25 protein-coding genes and 1 pseudogene are annotated in these 23,499 nt (G+C 64.3%); 10 read left to right on the top strand and 16 right to left on the bottom strand.

The window, feature by feature from the left end; genetic code table 11:
- Nucleotides 1–147 precede the first annotated feature (147 nt).
- A complete protein-coding gene (locus tag P6U28_RS13660; RefSeq protein WP_164936884.1) occupies nucleotides 148–300 on the top strand; it encodes a hypothetical protein in 153 nt (50 codons plus the stop codon).
- Between the two features lie 63 nt (nucleotides 301–363).
- Here P6U28_RS13660 and P6U28_RS13655 read toward each other — a convergent pair whose 3' ends face one another.
- From P6U28_RS13655 to pxpB, 3 genes are read right to left on the bottom strand one after another with little or no spacing between them, the layout of a single operon-like run.
- Nucleotides 364–1,131, bottom strand: coding sequence for a LamB/YcsF family protein (locus P6U28_RS13655; protein ID WP_122403227.1), 768 nt, complete (start codon nucleotides 1,129–1,131; stop codon nucleotides 364–366).
- A gap of 32 nt (nucleotides 1,132–1,163) precedes the next feature.
- Nucleotides 1,164–2,201 (bottom strand): biotin-dependent carboxyltransferase family protein, encoded by a 1,038-nt coding sequence (locus tag P6U28_RS13650; protein WP_122403228.1) that lies wholly within the window; start codon nucleotides 2,199–2,201, stop codon nucleotides 1,164–1,166.
- Nucleotides 2,198–2,929, bottom strand: coding sequence for a 5-oxoprolinase subunit PxpB (pxpB, locus tag P6U28_RS13645; protein WP_122403229.1), 732 nt, complete (start codon nucleotides 2,927–2,929; stop codon nucleotides 2,198–2,200). Before pxpB ends, P6U28_RS13650 begins: the two co-directional genes overlap by 4 nt.
- Nucleotides 2,930–3,179: 250 nt before the next feature.
- On the opposite strand from pxpB, the gene P6U28_RS13640 reads away from it, so the two are divergent.
- Nucleotides 3,180–3,878, top strand: a complete 699-nt coding sequence (locus tag P6U28_RS13640; RefSeq protein ID WP_027550912.1) for a ribonuclease activity regulator RraA — start codon at nucleotides 3,180–3,182, stop codon at nucleotides 3,876–3,878.
- 24 nt (nucleotides 3,879–3,902) lie between these two features.
- Nucleotides 3,903–4,307 carry a cupin domain-containing protein gene (locus tag P6U28_RS13635; RefSeq protein WP_209296197.1) on the top strand — a complete coding sequence of 135 codons (405 nt, stop codon included), beginning with the start codon at nucleotides 3,903–3,905 and terminating at the stop codon, nucleotides 4,305–4,307.
- A gap of 127 nt (nucleotides 4,308–4,434) precedes the next feature.
- Here P6U28_RS13635 and P6U28_RS13630 read toward each other — a convergent pair whose 3' ends face one another.
- Nucleotides 4,435–5,268, bottom strand: coding sequence for a DUF2147 domain-containing protein (locus P6U28_RS13630; protein WP_122403231.1), 834 nt, complete (start codon nucleotides 5,266–5,268; stop codon nucleotides 4,435–4,437).
- 170 nt (nucleotides 5,269–5,438) lie between these two features.
- A complete protein-coding gene (locus P6U28_RS13625) occupies nucleotides 5,439–6,218 on the bottom strand; it encodes a transporter substrate-binding domain-containing protein (protein ID WP_122403232.1) in 780 nt (259 codons plus the stop codon).
- A 115-nt stretch (nucleotides 6,219–6,333) separates the two neighbouring features.
- Between P6U28_RS13625 and P6U28_RS13620 the strand changes: the two genes are divergently transcribed.
- Complete coding sequence (locus tag P6U28_RS13620; RefSeq protein ID WP_122406666.1) at nucleotides 6,334–6,831, top strand: DUF1993 family protein; 498 nt, start codon at nucleotides 6,334–6,336, stop codon at nucleotides 6,829–6,831.
- A gap of 60 nt (nucleotides 6,832–6,891) precedes the next feature.
- Here the strand turns inward: P6U28_RS13620 and P6U28_RS13615 are convergent, their stop codons facing one another.
- The 8 genes and pseudogenes from P6U28_RS13615 to P6U28_RS13580 all read right to left on the bottom strand — a co-directional run bounded on the left by P6U28_RS13615 (nucleotide 6,892) and on the right by P6U28_RS13580 (nucleotide 14,475).
- Nucleotides 6,892–7,359 carry a hypothetical protein gene (locus P6U28_RS13615; protein WP_162500273.1) on the bottom strand — a complete coding sequence of 156 codons (468 nt, stop codon included), beginning with the start codon at nucleotides 7,357–7,359 and terminating at the stop codon, nucleotides 6,892–6,894.
- A 247-nt stretch (nucleotides 7,360–7,606) separates the two neighbouring features.
- Nucleotides 7,607–7,809: pseudogene (locus P6U28_RS13610) on the bottom strand (transposase); the annotation flags it as partial.
- Complete coding sequence (locus P6U28_RS13605; protein WP_122403233.1) at nucleotides 7,781–8,593, bottom strand: aminoglycoside phosphotransferase family protein; 813 nt, start codon at nucleotides 8,591–8,593, stop codon at nucleotides 7,781–7,783. The pseudogene P6U28_RS13610 and the gene P6U28_RS13605, both read right to left, overlap by 29 nt.
- A 418-nt stretch (nucleotides 8,594–9,011) precedes the next feature.
- Nucleotides 9,012–10,001 carry a hydroxyacid dehydrogenase gene (locus tag P6U28_RS13600; RefSeq protein WP_407122435.1) on the bottom strand — a complete coding sequence of 330 codons (990 nt, stop codon included), beginning with the start codon at nucleotides 9,999–10,001 and terminating at the stop codon, nucleotides 9,012–9,014.
- 32 nt (nucleotides 10,002–10,033) lie between these two features.
- Entirely contained in the window at nucleotides 10,034–11,134 is a 1,101-nt protein-coding gene (locus P6U28_RS13595) for an ABC transporter ATP-binding protein (RefSeq protein ID WP_122403235.1), read from the bottom strand.
- 6 nt (nucleotides 11,135–11,140) lie between these two features.
- On the bottom strand, nucleotides 11,141–12,052 hold the full coding sequence (locus tag P6U28_RS13590; RefSeq protein ID WP_122403236.1) for a carbohydrate ABC transporter permease: 912 nt from the start codon (nucleotides 12,050–12,052) through the stop codon (nucleotides 11,141–11,143).
- The gene (locus P6U28_RS13585; RefSeq protein WP_122403237.1) at nucleotides 12,052–12,990 is read right to left on the bottom strand and encodes a carbohydrate ABC transporter permease; all 939 of its coding nucleotides are present in this window, start codon (nucleotides 12,988–12,990) and stop codon (nucleotides 12,052–12,054) included. The genes P6U28_RS13590 and P6U28_RS13585 overlap by 1 nt, the downstream gene beginning before the upstream one ends.
- Before the next feature lie 144 nt (nucleotides 12,991–13,134).
- Nucleotides 13,135–14,475 carry an ABC transporter substrate-binding protein gene (locus P6U28_RS13580; RefSeq protein WP_122403238.1) on the bottom strand — a complete coding sequence of 447 codons (1,341 nt, stop codon included), beginning with the start codon at nucleotides 14,473–14,475 and terminating at the stop codon, nucleotides 13,135–13,137.
- A 493-nt stretch (nucleotides 14,476–14,968) separates the two neighbouring features.
- On the opposite strand from P6U28_RS13580, the gene P6U28_RS13575 reads away from it, so the two are divergent.
- Nucleotides 14,969–15,766, top strand: coding sequence for a Spy/CpxP family protein refolding chaperone (locus tag P6U28_RS13575; RefSeq protein WP_407122431.1), 798 nt, complete (start codon nucleotides 14,969–14,971; stop codon nucleotides 15,764–15,766).
- Nucleotides 15,767–15,877: 111 nt separating this feature from the next.
- Nucleotides 15,878–16,255: a response regulator gene (locus P6U28_RS13570; RefSeq protein WP_122403240.1), complete on the top strand. Its 378-nt coding sequence runs from the start codon at nucleotides 15,878–15,880 to the stop codon at nucleotides 16,253–16,255.
- Between the two features lie 60 nt (nucleotides 16,256–16,315).
- Here P6U28_RS13570 and P6U28_RS13565 read toward each other — a convergent pair whose 3' ends face one another.
- The 3 genes from P6U28_RS13565 to glk all read right to left on the bottom strand — a co-directional run bounded on the left by P6U28_RS13565 (nucleotide 16,316) and on the right by glk (nucleotide 17,943).
- A complete protein-coding gene (locus P6U28_RS13565) occupies nucleotides 16,316–16,471 on the bottom strand; it encodes a hypothetical protein (RefSeq protein ID WP_164936885.1) in 156 nt (51 codons plus the stop codon).
- Nucleotides 16,472–16,614: 143 nt separating this feature from the next.
- Entirely contained in the window at nucleotides 16,615–16,818 is a 204-nt protein-coding gene (locus tag P6U28_RS13560) for a hypothetical protein (protein WP_122403241.1), read from the bottom strand.
- A gap of 147 nt (nucleotides 16,819–16,965) precedes the next feature.
- The gene (gene glk, locus P6U28_RS13555) at nucleotides 16,966–17,943 is read right to left on the bottom strand and encodes a glucokinase (protein ID WP_129143477.1); all 978 of its coding nucleotides are present in this window, start codon (nucleotides 17,941–17,943) and stop codon (nucleotides 16,966–16,968) included.
- 276 nt (nucleotides 17,944–18,219) lie between these two features.
- Between glk and pncA the strand changes: the two genes are divergently transcribed.
- From pncA to P6U28_RS13535, 4 genes are all read left to right on the top strand, one after another.
- Nucleotides 18,220–18,846 (top strand): bifunctional nicotinamidase/pyrazinamidase, encoded by a 627-nt coding sequence (gene pncA / locus P6U28_RS13550; protein ID WP_122406669.1) that lies wholly within the window; start codon nucleotides 18,220–18,222, stop codon nucleotides 18,844–18,846.
- 16 nt (nucleotides 18,847–18,862) lie between these two features.
- Nucleotides 18,863–19,978: an alpha/beta fold hydrolase gene (locus P6U28_RS13545; protein ID WP_122403242.1), complete on the top strand. Its 1,116-nt coding sequence runs from the start codon at nucleotides 18,863–18,865 to the stop codon at nucleotides 19,976–19,978.
- A 140-nt stretch (nucleotides 19,979–20,118) separates the two neighbouring features.
- Entirely contained in the window at nucleotides 20,119–22,152 is a 2,034-nt protein-coding gene (locus P6U28_RS13540; protein WP_407122429.1) for an NAD(+) synthase, read from the top strand.
- Nucleotides 22,153–22,680: 528 nt separating this feature from the next.
- Nucleotides 22,681–23,496: a sugar phosphate isomerase/epimerase gene (locus P6U28_RS13535; RefSeq protein ID WP_122403244.1), complete on the top strand. Its 816-nt coding sequence runs from the start codon at nucleotides 22,681–22,683 to the stop codon at nucleotides 23,494–23,496.
- The last annotated feature ends 3 nt before the right edge of the window (nucleotides 23,497–23,499 follow it).

Below are 23,499 nucleotides of genomic sequence, written 5' to 3'. Positions count from 1 at the left end.
TAAAATTCCCGGAACCTGCACTTCAAGAGAATTTACAGCTGCGATGCTGTCTCCTCGGAGAAGGCGCATCGCTATTTCCGCCACCGTCTTGCCTGCCCCCCGGCTTGATCCTTCATACTCCCGCAAATGGGGCGTTGGAGATCGACCATGCGCGCACTATCGGCTGAAGCCAGGCTGCACTTCTACGCGCGTTCGCTCTCGCGTCGGACCGGGGCGAGCATGCACCACGTTGCGATGTACAGCGCGTTTGCGGTGATCGCGGCGATCGTGTTCGGGACGCTGTCGGTGCACCCATTCTGATGCTCTCGTCGGGTGGGCAAAGGCGCATAGCGCCGCGCCCACCCTGTACCCTTCTTACGTATCTCACGCGCGCTTGAACGGCGCGACCTCGATCCCGGCTTCCTTCAACGCCTGACGTACGCCACGCGCGATCTCGACCGCGCCCGGCGTGTCGCCGTGGATGCAGACCGTGTCCGTGCGCATCTTGATCACCTTGCCGGTCACCGAGACCACCGCGCCGTCCTGCACCATGCGCACCACGCGGTCGGCGATCGCCTTGGCATCGTGCAGCACCGCGCCCGGCTTCTTGCGCGAGACCAGATTGCCGTCGTCCTCGTAGGCGCGGTCGGCGAACACCTCGTGCACCATCGGCAGATTGGCCGCTTCGCCGGCCTTCACCAGTTTCGAATTGGCGAGCACGACGAAGATCAGGCTGGGATCGACCGCCTTGATGCCGGCGGCGATCGCCTTCGCGGTCATGTCGTCCTCGCAGGCGACATTGGAGAGCGCGCCGTGCGCCTTCACATGGGTGACCTTGTGGCCGGCCGCGGTCGCGATCGCCTGCAGCGCGCCGATCTGGTAGGCGACGAGGTTCTCGATCTCGGAGGCCTTGAGCCCTGCGATCGGGTGGCGGCCGAACCCGTGCAGGTCGCGGTAGCCGGGATGCGCGCCGACCGAGACGCCGCGCGCCTTTGCCAGCTCCACCGTCCTGCGCATGATGTCGGGGTCCCCGGCGTGGAAGCCGCAGGCGACGTTGACCGAGCTCGCCAACTCGATCATGGCGGCATCGTTGCCCATCTCCCACGCGCCAAAACCTTCGCCGAGGTCGCAATTAAGATCGACTGTCTTCATGGGGTGCTCTCCGCCTCTGGTCTTGTTGCCGTTTACGGCTCCGCCGCGACTTGCCACGTCCCGGCATCGACCGCGCTGACCGCATAGCCCGCCACGTTAGCATCGCTGAGCGCCTCGATGTTGAGCGCGACGGTGTCGGAGGAGCGCAGGCGATCGGGTAGGCTGCGGATCAACTGCGCGAATTTTCGCGCCTCGTCCTGCGCTTCGGAAATGCTGACGGCCTTGAAGCGGAACGCGGTTCCTGCCGAGGTCTGCGCGAGGCGGCCGATATCGGCCGTAATCACCGTTGCGATCTTCGGATAGCCACCGGAGGTGCCGCGGTCCATCATCAGCGCGATCGGCGCGCCGTTGCCGGGCACCTGAATGCTGCCATTGACCGTGCCGTCGGAGACGATGTTGTGGCCGTGCAGATGCTTGATCGCGGGGCCTTCGAGCCGGTAGCCCATGCGGTCGGAGGTGGCCGAGATCTTCCACTCGCTGTTCAGGAACAGCGCCTTGTTGGCCTCGTCGAACTCGTCGTCCTGCGGCCCCAGCACCACGCGGATCGGGCCGCTCGCCGGCTTCGGCAGCTCGATGCGCAGCTCCGGTGCACCGCTCGCGGCATCGACCGTGAACTCGTCGCCGGCCTGGAGCGGGCGCGGGTAGGGGCTGCCGAGGCCGGCGCGCGCATTCACCGCGAGACTGCCGAACACCGGCTCGCCCTTGATGGCGCCTTCGATTGCCAGATACGTGAACGCGCCGCCGCGGGCAAAGCCGAGCGTCAGCGTCTCGCCATCCTTCAGCGTCACCGATGTGTCCATCGCGACCGGGTTTCCGGCGACGTCCGCATTGCGCGGTGCGCCTGATAGCGCCACGCGCACGGCGCCGTCGCGGGCTGTGAAGGAGGCGCCGAACGGGCCGATCTCGACGGCGGCCGCGAAAGGCTCGTTGCCGACGAGCGTGTTCGCCGCCGCAAGCGACAGCCGGTCCATCGCCCCGCTCACCGTCAAGCCATAGCGCTGCGCGCCGAAGCGCCCGCCATCCTGGACGGAGCTTGCAGGGCCGATGCTGGGGACGACGAGCCGGCTCATGCGACCACCTGCTCAGCGATGATCTCGCCGGCTTCCGCAGCGCGATCCATCTCCTCGAACGTCTTGTGGTCGATGGCGAAGAAAGTCACGCGATCACCGGGTTCGGTGAGGAAGGTCGGATTGCGATGGAGCTGATATGTTCTGACAGGCGTACGGCCCAGGAGGTGCCAGCCGCTCGGGGCGGCCAGGCATTGGATGCCGGCCTGGACGCCGCCGATCGAGATCGTCCCGGCGGGTGTCAGCAGCCGCGGGTTTTGCCGCCGCGACATGTGCAGGGACTTGTCGAGGCCACTGAGATAGGACCAACCCGGCGTGAACCCGATCATGGCGACCTTGTAGTCGCCGCCGACATGCCGGGCGACAATATCGTCGGGCGTGGTGCCCAGCGCCTTCGCGACATCCTCGAGATCGATGCCATGCTCGCCGCCATAGGCGACGGGAATGCGCCAGCGGCGCGCCTTGGTGACCGGCGGCAGCGGCTGGGTGGCGATCGCGAGGATCTTTTCGCCCAGCGCGTCGAAACCGATCTTGCCGGGATCGTAATGCACCAGCAGCGAGCGATAGGTCGGTACCGTCTCGGTGATGCCGTCGATTGGGCTCGCTGCGAGCGCCTTGTCCAGCGCCAGCACGCGCTGGTTGGCGTCCTCGTCGATGGTGCGGCTGAACTCGACCGTGACGGCGCTGTCGCCACTGGGCAAAAGGCGGGGCGGGGGAAGCGTCGCGGCCATGGAGCTGTCGAAATCGGGCTTCTGAAGAATGCGGCCCCCGACGTTCGAGTTCCGCTTTGCCCTGCTTCGCGTAAATGCGCCCGCAAGTCCAATAAATTAATGCAAGGGGAAGCGATAAAGCCTTGTTATCGCGTCGCATAATAGCCCAGCGGCCCTGCGTTATTGCCAGCCTCGAGGCCCTTGACGCAAGGCTTGCGGCTCGCAAGATGCGCGCGTTCTTTTCCCGCCTATCCGGAGCTCGTTCTCGTCCATGTCGCTGTCCCCCGAAGCCCGCAAGACCCTCGCCGGCATCACCACCGCCACCATCACCACGGTCCTGCTGAAGAAGGGGCTGCGCAATGTGTGGATGCGCGGCGCCCGTCCGCTGCGCCCGGGCTTGCCGCGGCTGGTCGGACCGGCTTTCACGCTGCGCTTCGTGCCGGCGCGCGAGGACCTGGCAACGCCGGAATCCTGGTCCTCGCCGATCTCGACCCGCACCGCGATCGAGGCGATGCCGGAGGGCTGCATCGCCGTGGTCGATGCCATGGGCATCACCGATGCCGGCATCTTCGGCGACATCCTCTGCGCGCGCATGGTCAAGCGCGGCGTCACCGCGCTCGTGACCGACGGCGTCGTGCGTGACGTCGAGGGCGTGCTCGGCACCAATCTTCCCGTGTGGTGCGACGGCTATGCCGCGCCCCCTTCCGTCGCGGGCCTGACCTTCGTCGGCTGGGGCGAGCCGATCGGTTGCGGCGGCGTTGCCGTGTTTCCGAACGACATCGTGGTCGCTGACCAGGACGGCTGCGTGCTGATCCCGCAAGCGATGCTCGACCACGTCCTCGCCGAGGGCGTCGAGCAGGAGCGCATGGAGGCCTGGATCGTCAACGAGGTGAACAACGGCGCCGTGCTGCCGGGCCTCTATCCCATGAATGCCGAGACCAAGGCGCGCTACGCCGCCAGCAAGAAGTAGTCGGGAAGCAGCGAGGTAATCCCAATGGAAATCACTGTTGCAGGCACGCGGCCGACCCGGCGCGCGCCCAAGGAAAACTTCACCGGCACCGTGTGGCAGGACCCCGTCATCATGGCGCCCGCACCGGCACGGCTGAACTGCTCGCGCGTCGCATTCGAGCCGGGCGCACGCACCAATTGGCATCACCATCCGCTCGGGCAGACGCTCTACGTCATCTCCGGCGTCGGCCGCGTCCAGTCCAAGGGCGGCCCGATCCGCGAGATCCGCCCCGGCGACACCATCTGGATTCCGCCGGGCGAAGTGCATTGGCACGGCGCATCACCGACCAACGGCATGTGCCACATCGCCATGCAGGAAGCGCTCGACGGCGTCTACTCGACCTGGCTGGAGCCGGTCACCGACGCGGAATACGGGGCCGCGTTGGGCTAAGGCTGCTGTGTCCCGGACAAGACGCATCGCCCCAACGCGATGCGTCGCCGAACGCGGAATTCTCGAGATGCCGGGTTCACGCTTCGCGTGCCCCGGAATCACCCGGTCCTGGAGAATTCGAGAGGCTCTAGTTCACCCGCGTCCACGTCTGGCCGCCGCAGAACATGCCGCCGAAGGCGCACCCCTGCACGCGCAACTGGTCGGTGCCCTTCATGGCGATCGTCGAATCATAGGTCGAGCCCGAGTTCGGATCGAGGATGCGGCCGGACCATTTCTGGTCCTTGCCGGGTTTCATGTTGATCAGAACCTGCTCGCCGTTCTGGTTCGACTTGCTGTCGACCGAGTAGCCGCAGAGGTTGGTGCCGCATTGCTCGATGCGGACCTTGCCTTCCTTCTCCTCGGTGAGCCAGACGCCGACCGGTGAATTGAGATCGCGTGTGGGCGCGGTTGCCGGAGAGGGTGCCGCCGCGGCCGCCTGAACGGGGGCGGGGGCAGGCGCCGGAGCGGGCGGAGGCGGCGCGGCCGGCGCTGCCTGCTGCGTGGCAGGCGCAGGTGCCGGCGGCGGCACCAAGGGCGTATCGGCCGGCGTGCTAGTGGCCGTCGTGGTCGTCGGTGAAGCTGGTGGTGGCGGAGCGGGTGGCGGCGCTGCTGCGGCAGTGGGCGCTGGTGCGGGCGGCTGCGCGGCCACGGGCGGAGGGGTGACCGGGGCGGGAACCGGAGCTGGCGCCGCCGGCGTTTGCGGCTCGACCGTCGCTTGTTGCGGTTGCTGGTTCGGCGCCTGCTCGTTCTTCTTGGCCTTCTTGGCCTTGCCCTGGCCGGTGTTGTCAAACACGCCGGGGATCTGCACGGTGCCGCGGTCCGGATCGATGCGGATGGTGCGCCCGCCATATTCGAAGGTGTACTGCGCCTGCGCGGCGGTGCTCGCCAAAAGGAATGCGGCCGCGGCCAACAGCTTCCTCATTTCCGTCTCCTCAACAGATCGTCCCCGCACCGACGCTTACGCGCCGGCAACATCGCAAAAAGTGATCTAGATCACTGTCGTTGGTATGAGTCGTCTTCCGGCGGCTCCGGGTTCAATAGGCCTGGGGCCGGTCCAAAGTTTGGCGGGGCAAGCGACAGGAGGACGCGGCCTTAATCGAACCAGGCCGCGTAGATCTTCTTGTAGCTGCCATCTTCCATGGAAATGTGCAGCCATTGGTCGATGAAGGCTTTCAGCGCCATGTCGCGCTGCAGCCAATAGGCCTTCTCGGAGAAGTCGAACGGCTTTTCGGGATGCACCGCGCACAGCACGCCGGCGTGCTGCTTCTGCTGGTAGCGTGTCTCGGAGGCGTCCGTCATCATCAGATCGGCGTTGCCCTTGGCGATCTCGTCGAAGATCGCTGTGTTGTCGGGGAAGACGGTGATCTCGGCATCCTTGATGTTGGCACGCGCAAAGCGCTCGTTGGTGCCGCCGGGATTGACGATGATGCGGGTGCCCTTCTTGTCGATGTCGGCGAGGCTCTGGTACTTGCCGACGTCGGCGCAGCGCGTGATCGGCGTCTTGCCCTCGCGCATGATCGGCGTCGAGAAGAAGCCCTTCTTCTGCCGGTCGAGCGTGACCGACACGCCGCCCATGGCGATGTCGAACTGGTCGGCCTCGAAATCCTTCATCAGCTTCGGCCAAGCCGTCGGCACGAACTCGACCTTGACCCCGAGGGCTTTGCCGAGCGCCTGCGCCATGTCGACGTCGAAGCCGCTGAACTGCTGCGTCGTCTTGTCCAGGTAGGTGAATGGCTTGTAGTCGCCGGTCATGCCGACGCGCAGCGTGCCGCGCTGGACGATCTCGTCGAGACGCGAGGGCGCCTGCTGCGCTTGCGCCGAAAGGTTTGCCAGCAACACCACGGCCAAGGCCGCCACGATTCGAACGATCATCTCTTTTCTACCCCTGCGCGAGCTGTCATTGTGCAGCCGTTCGGACGTGGATTTAGACCAGATGCCCGTCGCGGGCGAGGCAGAATTGAAGGGAATCCTTGAGGTGACGATATCGATGTACGAGGCCTCGGTCGGCCTGTTCGTGCCCTATTTGCGCAACCTGTCCGCGCTGCTCGACAAGGGCGTCGCTTATGCAGAGGCCCGCAAGTTCAACCCGACGGTTCTGCTCGGCATGCGCCTTGCGCCGAACATGTACGACCTGGCGCAGCAGGTCGGTGAGGCCTGCCGCCACGCTACCGTTGCGCCGGCCCTGCTGGCGCAGCGCGAGCCGGTGGCGCTGCCGGCGCTGGAGCACGATATGGCCGGGCTTCAAGCGCGTATCGCAACGTCGATCGAGTTCATCGAAAGCTTGCCGCGTGCGGAGATCGATGCCGCGGCGGAGCAGAACGTCTTCTTCAGGCTGAAGAACGGCACCGAGCTGCCCTTCACAGGGCGGACGCTGCTGCTGACGTTCAGCGTGCCGCAGTTCTTCTTTCACGTCACCACGGCCTACGACCTGCTACGGCACGCCGGCGTCGAGCTCGTGAAGAAGGATTATCTCGGGCGGAAGTAGGGCTCCGTGTTTGCCTCTCCCTGCGGGAGAGGTGTAGCGAGACCTGGTCTGCTAGCTGCCTTACGCTTCGCCCTTGCGCTCGTAATCGGCGAGCGAGCTGCGGCCGGCGATCTCGCTGCGGAGCAGCTCGAAGCGTTTATTGGCCTCTTCCTCCTGCGCATCGACGAAACGCACAGCGGCCTCGCTCGTCATCGGGCCGCTGACCACGGGGGCGGACTGCTCGCCGATGGTCTCGTGGACGTAATACTGGCCGTCATCGCCGCGATGGACCGTCCATTTGAGACGGATCGCCACCATGGGGCCGGGACCGACCTTGCTGTAGCCATCGGCATCGGTGTGCTCCGGCACCAGCGGCTGCTCCTCGACGACAGGATGCTCGTCGGTAACGACCTGCTCCTGGGCCACCGCCTGCTCATCGGCAACCGCCGTCTCGGTCGCGCTATCGCGGACGACGAGGACGGGCTCGGGGTGCTCCAAAATGCTGGCGATGGTCGCCAGCGCGTGGTCGGTCGGGTCGATCTCTGCCAAGGGTCATCCTCCAGCTCGACGCGGCCGGCCAGTCTGTCCCGCTGCCGCCGCGGCCGGTCCTATTACGCGCGTTCGATTGAGGCTGAGTTGGGGCTCGATCTGCACCAAAATGGGACACTTTCTGGGACGCGGACTCATGCTTTCCAGGACGCGAACTCATTAAGGCGCAGCCATAGCCTGATTGACGCCAGTTGAACGAAAGCAGGGTAGTTGGCGGCAAGCCTGTCGTAGCGTGTCACCATGCGACGACACCAGCCCGCCGCCAGCGGATGAAGCGGTTGTAGCACGTGGCGGACCAAATGCCTCGGGCAGATCACGCCAGGTGCCCCGGATCGCAAGACCCAGAAAATGCCATTAAGGACACGACGTCGTTTACGCGTCGTTTACTCGAGGAACGGCTCGCGCGCGCGACCAAGACTGTTCAGTCTTCCGAGCGCAAACCCGCCTCAATGCGTTGGATCAGCCGCTCCCGCAAGGACGGCACCACGTTGCCGAGGACGACGAAGGTGCGGACGATGGGCAAATACGGCTCCATTGCCGCCGTCAGCTCCGCGAGAGACGTGCCGGCCAGCCGCGCATATTCGGATTGCGCCGCCGCATTGGTCGCGCGCGGCCGCTCGGGATTGTCAGCGATTTCCGGGGCGAGCTCGGACAGGATGACATGCAAGAACCCGAGGTCGACGGCGGCGGGCGCGCGCATCACGAAAGTCCAGTCGACGAGCTTTGGGCCTTCCGCCGTCATGATCACGTTGCCGGGGCTCAGGTCGCAATGGCAGAGCCTGTCGTCGGACGACAAGCGCTCGATCAGCGCGAGGACATCGGTGGCGACGTGCTTCGGAAGCTTGCCGTCGTCGTGCCGCAACTCCGCCTCCATATACTCGCGCAGGGAGAGGACCTCCGGCGGCGGGGGCGTCTTGTGAACGGACATGGCAAGCGCGGCGACAATCGCTCCCGCCCGTTCGAACGTCACCGCGCCGGTCCGCGAGAGCTGCCACAGGGTCGGTCCGTCGAGCCGCTGCAGCACGATGCCGAAGCGCCCGTCCAAGATCACCTCGCCGAACACCGCCGGCACCGGGAGGCCGGCGGCATGGACAGCGCGGATCATTCGGGCTTCATGCCGACCGAGCTGATGAGAGACGCCGGCCTTGAACAGCTTCACCACCTGACCGGGCGCCCAGGCGTAAGCTTCGGAGAAGGCGCCTTCACCGATCTTTTTCCCTAGTGATCCCTGCATGCCCGTTCTCCACCGTACAGAGGAAACACCGGCGAGCAAAAAGGAATCCTCCCGTCGGGGGCCGCCGGACATTATCGCCTTTCAACCTGCAGAGACCGTCGGCCACTCCGCTAAATGGTCCCAAGCCCGGTTGTGACCCGGAGCGGGCATCAGGATGGGCCGATGGTCCTCCAGGAAAATCGGAGTTTGTCATGCAGGTGCGGCGGTGCGCACAACAGTGTCCGCTTCACTCACCGACCTTCCTGATTTGATGAGGCTGAACGAGCCGATATCAGTCGTCCCTGCGAAAGAGAAGCCGGCCAAGACGGCCAGTCTGCGATACTCGGCTTCCGTGCGCTCGCAGCCGCCGGGTCCGCGCAACATGTTAAGGTCACTCATGACGCGATGCGACCGCCCGCGCCATGCGTCCGCCTGTCGCTCAGCCCAGCACGTCCTGATTGATCACGTTCTGCCGGATGGGATCGCCGTCCAGCACGCTCAGGATGTTGCGCGCGGTCTGCTCGCTCATGCGCTGGACAGCCTCGACCGTGACGCCGGCCACATGCGGTGCCATGATGACGTTGGACAGCGCGAACAGCGCGTTGCTGACCGGCGGCGGCTCCACCTCGAACACGTCGATACCGGCGCCGGCGAGCTTTCCCGACACCAGGGCGTCGCAGAGCGCCGCTTCCTTCACGATGCCGCCGCGCGCGGTATTGATGAGGTAGGATTTCGGCTTCATCCGGCCGATCCGCGCCGCATCGAACAGGCCGACGGTCTCCGGCGTCTTCGGGCAGTGGATGGTGACGAAATCGGCGTGAGCTAGCGCGGCGTCGAGGTCAGTGATGGGCTCGCAGCCGGCGGCCTTGATTTCGGCGGCGGGCTTATAGGGATCGTAGACCTGCACCTTCATCTCGAACGCCAGGCAGCGCCTGGCGGTACGACTGCCGATGCGGCCGAACCCGATGACCAGCACGGTCTTGCCGTAGAGGTCGAACGGCAGCATGCCGAGCCGGTCGGCCCATGTGCCATCCTTGACGCAGGCATGCAGCTCCTGCGCGCGCTTGGCCAGCGTCAGCATCATGAACAGCGCCGCTTCCGCGACCGAGGGCGAGTTGGCGCTGCCGGCGACCATCAGCGGCACCTTGCGGCGGGAGAGCGCGGGCACGTCGACGGCGTCGTAGCCGACGCCGATGCGGGTCACCACCTTCATGTCGCGGGCCGCCTCGAGCTCGGTCTCGCCGAAGGCGGTGGCACCTAACGCCACCCCATGGACCGGCGCATGGCTCTTCAGCAGCGCCTCAAAGTCCTTCGCGGAGATCAGGTTGGAAAACTCGACGAGCTCGATATCGTCCCGCTGGGTGAGGAGGGCGCGCGCCCCTTGCGACAAAGTTTGAGTAACGAAAATCTTCTTCTTGTTGGTCGCCATCGCTCCCTGCCTGCTAGCGTTTCTTCACGGCGTCACAACACGACGCCGGTTTCCTCATTTAGCAGGTGCATGTTGTTGAGGTCCATCGCCAGGCGCATGGGTGCCCCGTCCTTGGCGCCGGCATTGGGATTGACGCGGCCGCACACCGGCGTGCCGTCGAGCCCGAAATAGACCAGCGTCTCCATTCCCATCGGCTCGGTCACGTCGAGCACGGTCTCGAAGGTCTCGACCCCGGGCTCGAGATGCGCGTGCGACTCCGTCAGATGCTCGGGCCGGAGGCCGAGCAGCAGCTTGTCGGTGCGCGGCAACGCGTTGTATCGCGCGGCACGGGCCGGCGGCAGCGGGAAAGCGATACGGTCGGTGAGGCGGATCTGGAGCGTGCCGCCGACATCCTCGAGGCGGCACGGGATGAAATTCATCGCCGGCGAGCCGATGAAGCCTGCGACGAAGCGCGTCGCCGGCTTGTGGTAGAGCTCGTTCGGCGTGCCGATCTGCTCGATGCGCCCCTTGTTCATCACCACCACGCGGTCGGCCAGCGTCATCGCCTCGACCTGGTCGTGGGTGACGTAGACGGTGGTGGTGCGCACCTTCTGGTGCACCTTCTTGATCTCGATCCGCATCTGCACGCGCAGCTTGGCGTCGAGATTGGAGAGCGGCTCGTCGAAGAGAAAGACTTTGGGATTGCGCACGATGGCGCGGCCCATGGCGACGCGCTGGCGCTGGCCGCCGGAGAGCTGCTTCGGCTTGCGGTCGATCAGGTCGGTGATGTCGAGGAGCCGGGCTGCCTCCGTCACGCGGGCCTTGATCTCGGCCTTGGGGTAGTGCTTCAGGCGCAGACCGAACGACATATTCTCCGCGACCGTCATGTGCGGGTAGAGCGCGTAATTCTGGAACACCATGGCGATGTCGCGGTCCTTCGGCGGCACGTCGTTGACCACGTCGCCGCCGATCATGATGTCGCCGTCGCTGATGTCCTCGAGCCCTGCGATCATCCGCAGCGTCGTCGACTTGCCGCAGCCGGAGGGGCCGACCAGCACGATGAACTCATGGTCGGCGATGTCGAGGTCGATGCCTCGCACGGCTTCGACATCGTCGTAACGCTTAACTACTTTCCGCAGAGCAACGTCAGCCATGAGTCATCAGCCCTTTGTCGCGCCGGCGGTCAAGCCGGCAATGTAGTAGTCCATCAGGAACGCGTAGATGATCAGCGGCGGCGCGGCGCCGAGCAGCGCGCCGGTCATGATCTGACCCCAGTTGAACACATCGCCCTTGATCAGCGTGGTGGTGATACCGACCGGCAGCACCAGCTGGTCGACCGATGTCGTGAACACCAGGGGATAGAGGAATTGGGCCCAGGACACCGTGAAGGCGAAGATGGTCGCTGCGATCAGCCCGGGCAGCGCGACCGGGATGAAGATGCGTGTCAGCGTCTGCAGCCAGGAGGCGCCGTCGATGAGCGCGGCCTCGTCGAGCTCCTTCGGGACCGAGGCGAAATAGCCGATCATGATCCAGGTGCAGAACGGCACCGTCAGCGTCGGATAGATGAACAGCAGCACATACCATCGGTTCAACAGCGTGATGCCGGTATAATCCTGGACCACGCCGAGCATCTTGAACAGCGGGATGAACAGGAGACTGTCCGGGATCAGGTAGGTCAGGAAGACGCCGGTGGCCAGCGTCGCCGAGCCCCAGAATTTCATCCGGGCCAGGGCAAAGGCCGCGGGAATGCTGATCACCATCGTGATGATGACGACCACGATCGACACGATCGACGAATTCCAGAAGAAGCGCAGAAACTGGTTCGAGCTCAACAGCTCGACATAGTTCGACAGCGTCGGGTGGAATACCCACCAGGGGTTGGTCGCCGCCGAGATCTCCGCGCTGCTCTTGAGCGAGGTGATCAGCATGTAGACCGGTGGTGTCAGGAAGAAGATCGCAAACAGCACCAGGAAGAAATAGGACCAGCGCAGCGCCCAGGCACGGTCGCGGCTCATGCTGCCATACTTGACCTTGCGGGAGGGGCCGGCCTTGTCGATTGCAACCGTGCTCATCAGGCTTCGTTTCCGCGTTTGGTGACATCGCGCAGGATGAAGATCGCTGCGACGGCGAGGATCGGCACCATGAACAGCGAGACGCAGGCGCCGAGCGGAATGTCGCTGCTCTGGATGCCGACCTGGAACGCCCAGGTGGCGAACAGGTGGGTCGTATCCAGCGGGCCGCCTGAGGTCAGGATGCGCACGATGTCGAAATTGGCAAAGGTGACGATCAGCGAGAACAGCGTCGTGATGGCGATGATGTTGCGCATCATCGGCAGCGTGACGTACCAGATCCGCTGCCACCAATTGGCGCCGTCGATGGCCGCGGCCTCGTAGAGCTGATCGGGCACGGATTTGAGTGCGGCCAGATACATGATCATGAAGAACGGCGCTCCGTACCAGACGTTGACGAGGATGACGGAGAAGCGCGCCCAGAAGGTTTCGCCGAGCCAGGGAATCGGACCGACGCCGAAGAAGGACAAGGTGTAGTTGAAGGCGCTGTAGGAGGGGTCGAATAGCCACAGCCAGGCCAGCGTGCTCATCGCCGGCGGGATCACCCAGGGCACGAGCAGCATGCCGCGCCATTTGCGCTGGCCCTTGGCCGGGATGTTATGGACGAAATGCGCGACGACGAAGCCGATCATCGCCTTGAAAATGACAGCGGTGATCGCGAAGATGCAGGACTGCTGCACCACCATCCAGAACGTCTCGCGCTTGAACAGGAAGGTGAAGTTGCCGAGGCCGACGAACTTCGTCATCGCCTTGTTCAGCGTCGCGAGGTGAACCGAGTAGAAGGCGGGGTAGAGCACCAGCAGCGCGATCAGGAGGATCAGCGGCAGCGTCAGGAAGAACGCAACCGTCGATTTTCGCCCGAGCGCATTGCGCAGGCTCTTTCCCTTGCGCGCGCCCGTGGCACGTGCGACGCGACCTCGCTCAACGACGACATCGGCCATGTCAGAATCCTTAAGGTCAGTCTTCTTGCAAGCAGTCCAAGCTTGGAGCCGGCCATAACGGTCGGCTTCAAGGTCTTGCGGATCCGATGACGGAGCCCTGGCGGCTCACGCGCGTGGCGCGAGCCGCCCTGGCACACGCCCGGCTTAGCTCCGCATGAAGCCTTCGCACTCGCCCTCGGCCCAGGCGAGCGCCTGATCCAACCTCTCGCCGCGCGCATAGCGCAGCGCCATCTTCGTCAGCGTCGCCTGGAAGTAGATCTGTTGCGCGATCTTGGGCGGCGCGGGCGACGCTGCGATCGACAGCGTCTGATGCTTGTAGGGATCCGGATAGTGGAAGAGCGTTCCCTTCGGCGGGCCTTCCTCCGCCCAGGTCTTGAACTTGGTCATGTTCGCGTAGGCCGGCAGGTCGTAGCCGCCGCTCACCGCAACGAACTTCTCGATCGACGATGGCGCGGACAGGTGAACGAGCAGGCTCTTGGCCGCCTCCTTGTTCTTGCCGAAGCTCCAGACGCCCCAGAAGTAGGGCAGGTACGGTGCGAACCGGCCCTTGGGACCGGACGGGAAGCCGTGCGTCCAGCACTGCTCGGCGACCTGCGGCGCATCGCGCTTGGCGACGGCCCAGGCGCTCGGCGGGTTGAGGATCATCGCGCCGCGGCCGGAGATCAGCCATTTGTTGTTCGAAGCGTCGTCCCATGACGGCGCATCCGGCGGCAGGAACGCGATCAGCTTCTTGTAGAATTCCATGGCCTGGCGGACCTGATCGGTCTTCACCGTGATATCGCCCTTGGCATTGACGAGCTCGGCGCCGAACGACTGGAAGATCGCGCCGGCGGTATCCACGCTGTCGGTGGTCTCGCCGAGACCGATGCCGAAGGCAAAGCCGGCCTTCTGGCAAGCCTCGGCCGCCTTCAGGAAGGTCTCCATGGTCCAGTTCTCCGCCTTGGGCGGAGCGCCGACCGGATACATCTCCTGCACGTCGATGCCGGCGTGCTTCTTCATCAGATCGATGCGGGAGCAGGGGCCTTTGATCTGGCTGCCGGGTGTCGCGGGCACCGCGAGCCATTTGCCGCCGGATTGTCCGAGATATTTGACGGTGCCGTTCACCTCGCCATTCTGCTTGAGGAGCGGCTCCATGACGTCGTTGAGCGGCTCGAGATTCTCGGCGTAGGCCTGCGGCCACCAGCTCGGCATCTGGAGAATGTCATGGCCAGATTTCGCCTGGGCTTCGGCGGCGGCGGTCAGCTCGATCTTTTTGTTGTTGCTGGTGATGTAGTCGATGGAGACTTCGACCTTCTCCTTCGCCGCCCATTCATTGACGAGATCGGTCGAGGCCTGGTTGGCGCCCGGCACCCAATGGTCCCAGAAGCCGATCGAGAGTTTGCCGGCAGCGTAGGCGCCCCGGACATAGGGCGCCGTGATCAGCGCCGCGGAGGACATTGCTGTGGCAGCCACAAATTGACGTCGCGTCAGTGTCTTTCGTGACATCTCGTTTCCTCGCTTGGGTGTTGTTGTTGGAGCTTCCTCTGAGAGACTTCTTTATTGAGTTCTTGTTGCTCGATTTTCTTATTTGCGCCGTCGGCCCGCGTGGTCAATTCACGGATGCCGCGGCAAATTGGTAGCGCGATCAGATCATGATTGATCGCGTCTGTCGAGAAAGCCGAATGGCTCCGCGTCTAGAACTAACGTTGTGTCCGGAAAACGTCGGACGCGTGTCGAGGCGACGGATCGCAGGGGCAGGGCGCTCGTTGTTTTTGCGACGCACACTTCGCGTCGATCCGTCTGGAAGGATCGGTGCGCATTTACGCCGCAGTTTCGAATAAGCCTGCATAACCGCTTCGCGCCAAAGACTTTTCGGGCGTGGACAGCGGATCGGATGCGTCTGGACCTCGAACCGGCGGAAACGATAGAGTTGCAGCTGGCCCGTGACTCCCCCCGATAGGCCAGTCAGAAAAGACTCAGAACAGAGATGGAGACGAGAATGACCGACACGGCGCCGTCAGCGCGGCTTTACCTGCGGCGATGCCTCGCGCTGGGCGCCGTGCTTACGCTGTTGCTCGGTGCCGCCGCGGTGGCGAATGCTCAAGGTTTGGTCAAAGGCGTTCAGGAAGGCGCCGCGGCCGGGAACAAGGCGGCAGGTCCGGTCGGTGGCGTGCTCGGCGGCGCGATCGGCGGCGTGGTTGGCGTCTTCACCGGCGTGCTCGGCGTCGGCAACAGCAACGGCAACAATCAGCCGCCGCCCGCCAAGGAGTCCAGCAAGGACGCCAAGCAGCAGGGGGCGGCCAAGGACAAGGATGCCAAGAGCGCCAAGGCGGGCAAGGGTGCCAAGGCGAGCAAGGAGGCGAAGAACGCGCCGCAGGACAACAAGGGCAATAAAGACAACAAGGATGTCACGGTCCTCACCCAGACCGGCGCGCCGCAGCTGACGGCCGAGCAGATTGTCGCCAACAGCGATTCCTATATCGAGCGGATCAAGACCGAGCTGAATCTGACGGCGGATCAGGAGAAGCACTGGTATGGCTTCGCGAGCGCGATGCACTACCTCGGGCATAATGGTGCAGAGCGGCTCAACCTGCGGGTTGCGCGCGCCAAGCGGGATCCACCCGACGACATCATCGAGCAGATGCGCAACGAAGCCCAGTTCCTGATTGATCGGGCTGCCGACCAACGCAACGTCGCCGACGCCGCCGAGCCGCTTTATTCGAGCCTCGACGACAAGCAGAAGCAGGTCTTCATTCAGGAGATGGTGCGCCTCAGCCGCGAGCGCGGATTGGATTGATCAAGTTGAATCGGCTCGGACGCATCTGAATTGACGCGCCCGCCACGAATTCGTGAATCCTCTCCGCAATTCGGTTATGGTTAGCTTCGCAAGGCTGACTGCGGGGTTGATATGGCGGACGGACTCTCCGTTTTCCTGGTCGAAGACGAGGCGTTGATCCGGATGATGATCGCCGACATGGTGGAGGAACTCGGCCACCACGTCGTCGCGGAAGCAGACAATGTGCGCGACGCCAGCGCCTTTGCCATGACCGCGCAATACGATCTGGCCATCCTCGACATCAATTTGATGGGCGTCTACGTCGATCCGGTCGCCGACTTGATCGAGCGTCGCGGAAAACCGTTTCTGTTCGCCACAGGCTACGGCCCGGAACTGCTGCCGTCCTTGCTCCGGCGCAGGCCGATCCTGCGCAAGCCGATCGCGATCGATCAGCTCAAGGCGATGATCGATTCGATGTTTCCGGGAGCCCCGGACAAAGCTCAACACTGAGCACCAACGAAAATGGCCGCCCCTCTGGGCGGCCATTTGACGACGGAATTCGTCGCGCTCTCACATCAGGCCGGCGCCGAGGTCGATGCCGCGCGCCATCAGACCGAACGAGGCGACCACGCCCGTGCAGCAGAACAGCAAGATGGTCTTGAAGGACGAATCGGCGAAACGCGTCTCGACGGCGGCCGGCATCGCGATAAGTGAAATCATGCTCATGTTCATTCCCCCCTTGTTGATCCTGAATTGCATCAGGTGAGGGAACCTTTAGAGCAAAAAGTTTGACATGAGATTGCGAGGCGTCGTTAACGGAATCGGAAACGAATCCCGCGTTCTCAGCGGGCGCGACCGGATTGCAAGCCTCAGTTGCGACCGTTCCTCAGCACCATGGCGATGGTGTGAGCCGTCATGGCCGCGCGATCCGAAGCGCGCTGCGCAGCCAGCCGGTCACGGGCCTTTTCCTCGATCAGGAGTTCGATCAGGGCCAACCGCTTGTCTTCGCTGTCGGCTTCGCGCAACAGGCGGTGATAGCGGTGATAGTCGAAACCGAAATCCTGTTTACGCATGTCACGCCCCCGCAACTACGCCACACACGATGAGATTGTTTCTCATCTGAGATGTGTACGCAAGCGCGTTCCTGCCTGGAACCGGGCGCCCGCAGAAATCTGCTGTGAATTACCGTCGCCCGTGAGCGGCAAAGAGCGAACGGCCCGTCAATCCGAAGTGTGGTCGGCAAACATCTTCAGGCCGACGAAGCTCGCATCAGGCTTGATCACGAGCCTGGTCGGGATGTTGCGCAGATAATCCTGGAAGCGTCCCTTCGCTTCAAAGCGCGCCCGGAACGCGGAGGCCGCAAGGAATTCGTGAAAGCGCGGCACGATTCCGCCGGCGATATAGACGCCACCGCGGGCTCCGAAGGTCACCGCGAGATTGCCGGCGACCGAGCCAAGGATGGCGCAAAACATCTCCAGCGTCGCGCGGCTGACGGGACAACTGCCCTCCAGCGCGGATTTGGTGATGGCCGCGGCATCGCGATGCGGCACCTGGACGCCATCGATCTCAGCCAACGCTTCGTAGAGATTCTGCAGCCCGGAACCCGAGAGTGCGCCACGCTCGATGGAGACATGGCCGAGGCGTCGGCGCAAGCACGCAATCACACGTTCCTCGCGCTCGTTCTCAGCCGGCAGGGTCGCGTGCCCGGCCTCAGTGACGACGGCCAGTCGCGCGCCATGGCGTTCAATCAGACAGGAGACACCAAAACCGGTTCCTGGCCCGACCACCAGCAACGGCTCTCCGGGCAAGCCATCGCCTCCGCCCAGCGGGAGGAGGTCGGCAGGTTGCAAGGCGGGCAGGGACCAAGCCACCACCTCGAAGTCGTTCAGCACATGGACGCTGTCGAAGCCGAGCGCGGGCTGCAGCTCGTTGCCGTCGATGACCCAGGGGCTGTTGGTCATGACGCAGCGGTTGTTGGTGACGGGACCCGCCACCGCCAGCACTGCTCTTTTGGGCTGATCGCCGCCCGACCGGCGCGCCAGGACGTCCGCGATGGCTTCGCGGACGGTCGGAAAGTCGGCGACCTTCACATAATCGATATCGATCGGTCCGGTCTGATCGCTCAGGCTCAGTGCGAAGCGCGCATTGGTGCCGCCGATATCGGCGAGAAGAATCTTTCCTGTCCTGCCGATGCCCATGGCCCTGCGGCTTCCGCGGCCCTGGCGGCCCTCGGGAACCTTCGCCTCCGTTCCTGATCCGATCCGCAAACGCGGACGGTCTGAGGATCCTCGCTTGGTTGTTCCTAGTCAACACGGATAAGGTCAAACCGTTGCATCCTGGACGACCTTGTCCATCAGCGTCCATCAGCGCGGTATCGCCGCACGCGGTCTGTGGTTGCGAAGCTGCGCCGGAAGATCGACATTGGGAGGGGGCGTCCGGTGCTCGACACCGGGCGGCTCGAACGGGACCTTGCGATGAAGATTTCCGACCGCGACGTGCTGCTGGTGATCGACGTACAGAACGATTTCTGTACCGGTGGAGCGCTTGCCGTTCCCAGCGGCGAAAAGGTCGTCCCCGCCATCAATCGGATCGCCCAAAAATTCACCAATGTAGTACTGACCCAGGACTGGCATCCGCGCGACCACGTCTCGTTCGCGTCGAACCATGTTGGCAAGCAGCCGTTCCAGGCGATCGAGCTCGACTACGGCCGGCAGGTGTTATGGCCAGCGCATTGCGTGCAAGGCACGGCGGGGGCTGAATTTCATCGCGATCTCGACGTGACCCGGGCGAGCCTCGTGGTGCGCAAGGGCTTTCGCCGTGGCATCGATTCCTATTCGGCGCTGTTCGAGAACGACCATCGGACGCCGACCGGACTGCTCGGTTATTTGCGCGAACGCGAGCTGAAGACCGTCTTCGTCGCCGGTCTGGCGCTGGACTTCTGCGTCCGCTTCTCGGCGGAGGATGCGCGCAAGGCGGGGTTGGAGGTGGCCGTCATCGAGGATGCCTGCCGAGGCATCGATCTCGACGGCTCGGTGGCCGCGACCCATCAAAGCTTTCGGGATCTCGGGATCGCCGTCGTCAGCCTCGAGGCTTTCCTGTGAGGACATCGAGGTAGCCATGGTGGAAAAGACCGCCAAACAGACACGCGGATCAGGGCATGCTGCTGATGATCCGCGGCTGTGGCCGTTTGCGGCAGCGCAGCTTGCCATGGACGCCTGCTTCTGGTGGCTGGATCGTGGACCCGCGGAGCCGCGTGACAGCAGCCTGGCATGGACGACACCCAACAGCGTTGCATTGGAGCTCGCAACAATGCAGCTGCGCGATTGCTCGCAGATTCGGTCCGGCCAGCCGGCGCTGGTCTGCGCGCCCTATGCGCTGCATCGGGCCCTGATCGCCGATTTCGCCCCGGGCCACAGCGTGGTGCAGTCATTGCAGAATGGCGGTATCGACCGGGTCTATCTCACCGACTGGCGGTCGGCGACATCAGACATGCGCTATCTCTCGATCGACAGCTATCTCGGCGATCTCAACGTCGCCGTCGACGAGATCGGCGCGCCGGTCGATCTCGTCGGGCTCTGCCAAGGCGGATGGCTGTCGCTGCTCTACGCGGCGCGCTTTCCGGCCAAGGTGCGGCGGCTGGTCCTGGTCGGCGCTCCCGTGGACCTGTCGATCGATTCCTCGCTCTCCCGGCTCGCCCGCAACGCGCCCGGGATGGTCTACGACCAGCTCGTCGCGCGCGGCGGCGGCAATGTCAGCGGCGAGGAGATGCTGCGCTTCTGGTCCAAAGCGCCTGATGACGACGACATCGTAGCGGCCTTGCAGCGGGATCTCTCGGATGAGCAGGGAACGGCGCTGCTCGCGCGCTTCGACCGCTGGAATGCCGAGACGCTCAATCTGCCGGGCACCTACTATCTCGAGATCGTCAATGGGATTTTCCGGGAGAACATGATTGCCCGCGACGATTTCGTCGCACTCGGCCGCCCGGTTCGTCTGAAGGACGTCAAGTCGCCGATCTTCCTGCTCGCCGGGCTCGACGACGAAGTGGTGCCGGCGACGCAAGCGCTTGCCACCGCCCGGCTTGTCGGCACGCCGCCGGCCTTCATTGCGGCGGCTTCCGAGCCGAGCAACCATCTCGGCCTGTTCATGGGCGCGCGCACCCACGCGCATGCCTGGCCCCGGATCGCCGAATGGCTGCGCGAGGATCTGTCCGGTGTGCTGGCCCGCAGCGCCTGAGCTCGCCAGCGCTGGACAGGCCGTCTTGCAAATCCGGTATGCATGACGGCGGATGGCTCGCACGGGACCCTGTCGATGGGCTACATATGGTCCGGAGCTGACGGCTTCGGCAGCGAAGAGATTCAAGGGTACTGCGCTCGATGACTTTCCATTCGATCTACGCTCACGGATTTGCGCGCGTGGCGGCCTGTGTCACCACGTCCCATGTCGCCGATCCCACGGCCAACGCCAAGGCTGTCCTGGCCGCCGCCGATGCCTGCCACGAGCAGTCGGTGGCAGTTGCCGTTTTTCCTGAGCTCTGCCTGTCCGGCTATGCGATCGAAGATCTTGTGAAGCAGGATTCGCTGCTCGATGCGGTCGAGCGCGGGCTCGCCGCGATTGTTGAGGCCTCCGCCGGGCTGATGACGGTGCTGATCGTCGGGGCGCCGCTACGCTTTGGTCATCGCATCTACAATTGCGCCGTCGTTATTCACCGCGGCAACATCCTCGGTGTGGTGCCCAAGAGCTACCTGCCGACCTATCGCGAGTTCTACGAGGGACGGCATTTCGCCTCCGGCGCCGGCATCGCCGGAGAGACGATCGCCTTCGCCGGCCTGCACGCGCCGTTCGGCGTGGATCTCCTGTTCGCCGCTGAGGACGTTCCGGGCCTCACCATCGGCGTCGAGATCTGCGAGGACATGTGGATCCCGGTGACGCCGGCCTCCGAGCTCGCACTCGCGGGCGCAAGCGTGCTGATCAATCTTTCGGGCAGTCCGATCACGATCGGCCGGGCCCGCTCGCGCGCGCTGCTGTGCCAATCGACGTCGGCGCGCTGCCTCGCGGCCTACGTCTATTCCGCCGCCGGGGCAGGGGAATCCACCACCGATCTCGCCTGGGACGGCCAGACCTCGATCTACGAGAATGGCGTGCTGCTGGCCGAGGGCGAGCGATTCCGGCAGGGCGGCCAGATCACATATGCCGATGTCGATCTCGACCTGCTCAGGCAGGAACGCGCGCTGATGGGAACGTTCGACGACAACCGTCGGCAGCGCGAGGCGTTTTTCCGCAAGGTGACATTTGCCCTGAAGCCGCCGGCGGCCGATATCGGCTTCCTGCGCAAGGTCGAGCGATTCCCTTTCGTGCCGAGCGACGAGAGCCTGCTCGAGCAGGATTGCTACGAGGCCTACAACATCCAGGTCGCCGGACTCGTGCAGCGCATGCGCGCGACCGGTACCAAGCGCGTCGTGATCGGCGTATCCGGTGGCCTCGATTCCACCCACGCGTTGATCGTCGCCGCCAAGGCGATCGACCTGCTCGGCCTGCCGCGTGAGAACATCCTTGCCTACACCATGCCCGGCTTTGCCACCGGCAGCGAGAGCAAGACCAACGCTCTGGCGCTGATGCAGGCGCTGCACACGAGCTGGCAGGAGCTCGACATCCGGACCACCGCGACCCAGATGCTGAAGGACATCGGCCACCCCTTCGGCAAGGGCGAGAAGGTCTATGATGTCACGTTCGAGAACGTGCAGGCGGGCCTTCGCACGGACTATTTGTTCCGGCTTGCCAACCATCACGGCGGCATCGTCATCGGAACCGGCGATCTCTCCGAGCTCGCGCTCGGCTGGTGCACCTATGGCGTCGGCGACCAGATGGCGCACTACAACGTCAATGCCGGCGTGCCGAAGACGCTGATCCAGCATCTGATCCGTTGGGTGATCTCCTCGAAGCAGTTCAGTGACGACGTCAACCGGACGCTTGGCTCGATCCTGGCCGCTGAAATCTCGCCCGAGCTCGTGCCGGTGCAGCCCGGCGAGAAACCGCAGAGCACGGAAGCGTCCGTTGGGCCTTACGAGCTGCAGGATTTCAACCTGTTCTATACGCTGCGCTTCGGCATGCGGCCGTCCAAGATCGCCTTCATGGCGCTACAGGCGTGGAAGGACGCCGAGAAGGGCGAATGGCCGCCGGCTTTTCCGAGCGACCGGCGCAGGGCCTATGATCTGCCGGAGATCCGCCGCTGGCTGGAAGTGTTCCTGCGCCGCTTCTTCGCCTTCAGCCAGTTCAAGCGCTCGGCCATGCCGAACGGGCCGAAGGTCTCGGCCGGCGGCTCACTGTCGCCGCGCGGCGACTGGCGCGCGCCGTCGGATTCGAGTGCGGCCGCTTGGCTCGAGGATCTGGAGCGGAACGTTCCGAACTGATCGGGCGGCGTTGGAGGAGGGACGATCTGACATCCGCCGGGGAAAAGATCAGCGTGACGTTCATGGCGCGGCTGACGCTGAAGGATGCGATGTGAGCTGACGCTCATCTCGAGCTGCTTCATGGCAGGCATGTGGGCTGAGGCATATGCTGGGACGCCCCGTGCTGATGGAAAGCGCGAGGTCCGGAGTGCCTAGGAGTCCGGACCTCGTCACCTTGCCCCAGCCTTCAATCCCCGCCCCATGTGGTCCCCCAACCCCATGTTGCGCGATCGGAGGTGATGCCCGTGGAGTGGCCGCCGATCGATGTCGCGCGATGTACGCGAAGGCCGGTTAGGATTCCATCCCGGATCACTACGGACATGAATACCGCTTGCCATCTGTTCATTCTGCGTCGGTCGCCATCGCAGATCTGCAGCGCGCGACCGACGGGATGTCCACATCCCATCGGGACCTCGCAACCTGCATTTCACGGGCCTGTCATTGAAGTGGTCTAGCGCTGCTGCCGTCATCACGGCCAGGGAGCATGCCATGTCGAAGCCGGTGTTGGGCGCCGCATTATCCATCAAATCGATCCCCGCGCATCGCGATTGGCTTCTCGAACGGCAGCGCGATCTGGAAATCCAGGACTTCTTCCGTGCCGATCTGCTCGAGAGCGACTGGCGCGCGACCGCCGGCGAGATCAAGCAGATGCTCGCCGGTTACACCGGCCGGCTCGGCATCCATGGCCCGTTCTGGGGCTTCAAGATCGACAGCCATGATCCCATGATCCGTCAGGCGGTGACCAAGCGCCTGCTCCAGGGGCTGGACGCCGCCGAGTTCCTCGGCGCAACGCAGATGGTGATCCATTCGCCGTTCACGACCTGGGACCACAACAATCTCGATCTCTATCCCGACAATCGCGGCAATCTCGTCGAACGCGTCAAGGCGACGCTCGCCGAGGTGATCGCGCGCGCCGAAACCATCGGCTGCGAAATCGTCATCGAGAACATCGAGGACAAGGATCCGCGCGACCGCGTGCGCCTTGCCAAGGCGCTCGAAAGCAGCAAGGTCCGCGTCTCGCTCGACACCGGCCACGCCAATTACGCGCATGTCTCCACCGGAGCGCCGCCGGTCGACTATTACGTCGAGACCGCCGGCGACATGCTGACGCATGTGCACCTGCAGGACACCGACGGCTTTGCCGACCGGCACTGGGCGCCGGGCGAAGGCAATATCCCCTGGATCGCCGTGTTCCGCGCCCTTGGCCGGCTGACGTCCAACCCGCGGCTCATCCTCGAGCTCCGTAACCACGACGACATCCGGAAGGGCGCCGCGCATCTCGCCGCGCTCGGTCTCGCTGAATAGTCG

Origin of the sequence: Bradyrhizobium sp. STM 3561 (genome assembly GCF_045571455.1) — a bacterium.
In the GTDB taxonomy this organism is placed as follows: Bacteria; Pseudomonadota; Alphaproteobacteria; order Rhizobiales; family Xanthobacteraceae; genus Bradyrhizobium; species Bradyrhizobium vignae.
This window is presented reverse-complemented; position numbering and strand designations above follow the sequence as displayed.